The sequence below is a fragment of the Stieleria tagensis genome (assembly GCF_024129865.1).
Taxonomy (GTDB): Bacteria; Planctomycetota; Planctomycetia; order Pirellulales; family Pirellulaceae; genus Stieleria; species Stieleria tagensis.
The window spans coordinates 1-2,792 of record NZ_JAMYFE010000115.1; the positions used below are offsets into that span (position 1 = coordinate 1).

Sequence of the window (2,792 nt, forward strand, 5' to 3'; positions counted from 1 at the left end):
TCTCCGTTGCAACCCATGGTTACCCGCCCACCGGAAGCGTTGATGCGTCGAGCAGGCCAATGTTTGCGGCGGTTGTGTCGTCAGCATACCAGTAAATCTTACCACGTTCGATAAACACATTGAGTTCATCGGTCCAGAATGGGAACGCACTGCAAACGTCAATGCGGTATTTGGGAGGCATCTCGACGACGTTAGCATGTAGTTCCGTGATCAGTTTCAGGGTTACATGCTCGGCGCCCTTGACCTCAACGCAGGGGAAGTAGTCAGCGGGCGCATAGCGATTAACGTAGTACGGGCAGTCGCGGTCAATTCCCAATTTGCCGTAGTGCTCGAGCGTCGCAATCATGACGGCAACACAGTCGTCATACTCGTCTGTCTCGTCCATGATTACACCGTTGAGTTCCGATCCGTTTATGCCGCCAACCTCAAGGTATCGATCACGCTGTTGTTCCGTGATCCGTTCTAGCGGAATTTGCATTTGAGTGTCACCACAACCGCAAAAGGTCGCGAAGCAAAGAGCCAACGACAAGGCAAGCGTAGATTTCATTCGGGTAACGATAAGGATTAACGAGTCGGCGGTGAAAGACTTGGATCACAGTTCCAGACCGGATTCCGCCGATCCGTTACATCCCTTGGTTCCGCGCTCTTGGTCCAATGAGTGTCTCCGACCTCCGGATATTGTACTCGACATGAGACGAAGCGCCGTCCAGCCAAGCAGAACGTCAGGCAGTCGTTCATCCAGTGCGGAAAACGTGTAGTCGATCGTCTGTCCTTTGTGTCGAGAGCTACAGGGAACATTTGCCGGACCAGTCAATCAACGACTCCATCCAGTTCCTCAGGAATCGAGTTGACCACGAATGACACCAAACACACGAATGATAAGGTGAGCAATTTCAGGGCAACCGCCGGCTTGGAAATGTGGGCGCCGGCAGCTCAGCAATCGTCGACCTCGCCAACCAAATCTACGTTCGTACGCGGAACGTTTAGGGTTGACCGGGGCCGAGCGAAAGATCAACCATTTCAAAAAAGACGCTTTCGAGGCCTCCGCGTCCAACCCATTGTTCTGCCTCGCCTCAGTCCGTTAGCGACAAACGCCAATCCCTGATTGTATCTGAATCACGCTCGACCATCTCCAGCCCCTCGTCGCAAAAACGAAACCCGATCGCGTCAGCAAAGCGTCTGCATTCGTCGTCCGATTCTTGGAATTCAGCCCAGTCTTGCCAGAGTTTCGCCATCACTCCCTGTTCGGAATGAGCAATGAGAATCCACTTCGGATTGTCGTGGAAGAGCCAAACGTATTCAGTAGCCGCTGCACGCGTCCAACGAACGAATGAATCAGCGTTTGAATCCCATAGCGGTACGATGTCGGTTGCATCGGCCGGGATGAAGTAGTCCCAGTTTGTCGCACCGATGTGAATGCTGAGGTCGGGATGGTAGCTGTCAGGATCGCAGAGTATTCGAGCAAACGATGGACTGACTCCACGGGCGATGAGTTCGTCGAGTGGTAGCGAATGGAGTCTCATCTATTTGGCAGAACGGCGGGATTCACCGAGTCGCGGGAGTAATCTATCCACTTCAAAAACCGCACCACCGCGACTTCGGTGCAATCCATGGTTCCCCGCGTTACTGCGGTGGTGGCTCTTTGTGTCGTGATCGGTCAGCGTCCTTCCAGTATGGTGGATCAGAAGCGGATCGCAACACGAATCGAGAGCTGACATCCGGATCGTCCGCGAAACCAATCCACATCGGCGGACCGGAAACATTGGGTTCCCAACCGCGAGATAGTGCGAATCGAATTGCGTCTGGCACTTCGTCATCTCTGATTTGTCCATAGGGGTCGATCATGAGTTTCGCACCCGATCCCGTTGCAAGCTGTACGGTAACAACGCCGCGTCCATTATCCCCACGGGAACCCTTGACCCAATGAAAGTGGTTACCGTCAACGTGAGTGTTCCGTCGATTGCGGTTCGGAAGTGCCATCAAGTGTCACGCGGCGTTTCGGAGTCAAATCAGTCGGGGAACGTTGGCGATCACGCGGCGGCGACGAGCGATCAACCACTTCAAAAAACCTGACTTCGCCGCTCGTCGTGCATCGCGTTGTTCTGCCTCATTCTACCCAGCCAAACGAGGCGATGTGTGAATGCCAATCGCTATCGGCAACGTCGCCGCCGAAATAGTCAGCGTAACCATTTCCGCAGCATACGTGCTCAATTAGCGTCTGAAAGTCATCGCAAAGAGGAACAGGCGATTCAGGTGGTGGGTCGAATGAAATCGTTCCAACCGCTCCGCCCAGCCCGAGTGCAAACACATCACCACCACTGTCACGCCCGATGGCCAACCACCGATCGCGACCGTAGTCATCAAGCTGCCACTGGTTCTTCGCGATCGGATCGGGAGTATCATCGCCCAACCCGTCGAACACAAAGAATTCAAGTCGGCAGCCGTTGGTCAATCGCAGAAACTCAACGTAGTCGTCTGGAATCCAGGGAACACTGCGACGCAGCTTGTCGATTTGCGAATCGCTCGCTGGTGGTTGTGCCTCAAAGTAAGACGATACAAATCGGTCCGTCATGCCCTCGCGGGTCAAGAGTCGTGCAAGCCTAGGAAATCGGTCAGACATCAGAGATGTTGAATGAGACGGAAAGCATCGATGGCAGAACGATTGGGATTAACGAGTCGGCGGCGAATGACGTGGACCACAGTTCCAGACCGGATTCCGCCGATCCGTTACATCCTTTGGTTACGAGCAGTCTTGGCCGACGCTGGAAGTTGCTCGAGGGTGGATCTCACAG

General features: G+C 54.2%; 3 protein-coding genes. All 3 read right to left on the reverse strand.

Annotation, left to right across the window (positions count from 1 at the left end; genetic code table 11):
* Positions 1–19 precede the first annotated feature (19 nt).
* The 3 genes from NHH03_RS24530 to NHH03_RS24540 all read right to left on the reverse strand — a co-directional run bounded on the left by NHH03_RS24530 (position 20) and on the right by NHH03_RS24540 (position 2,620).
* Complete coding sequence (locus NHH03_RS24530) at positions 20–547, reverse strand: hypothetical protein (RefSeq protein ID WP_253160745.1); 528 nt, start codon at positions 545–547, stop codon at positions 20–22.
* 526 nt (positions 548–1,073) lie between these two features.
* Entirely contained in the window at positions 1,074–1,523 is a 450-nt protein-coding gene (locus NHH03_RS24535; protein ID WP_253160747.1) for a hypothetical protein, read from the reverse strand.
* A gap of 584 nt (positions 1,524–2,107) precedes the next feature.
* Positions 2,108–2,620 (reverse strand): SMI1/KNR4 family protein, encoded by a 513-nt coding sequence (locus NHH03_RS24540; protein ID WP_253160749.1) that lies wholly within the window; start codon positions 2,618–2,620, stop codon positions 2,108–2,110.
* Between the last annotated feature and the right edge of the window lie 172 nt (positions 2,621–2,792).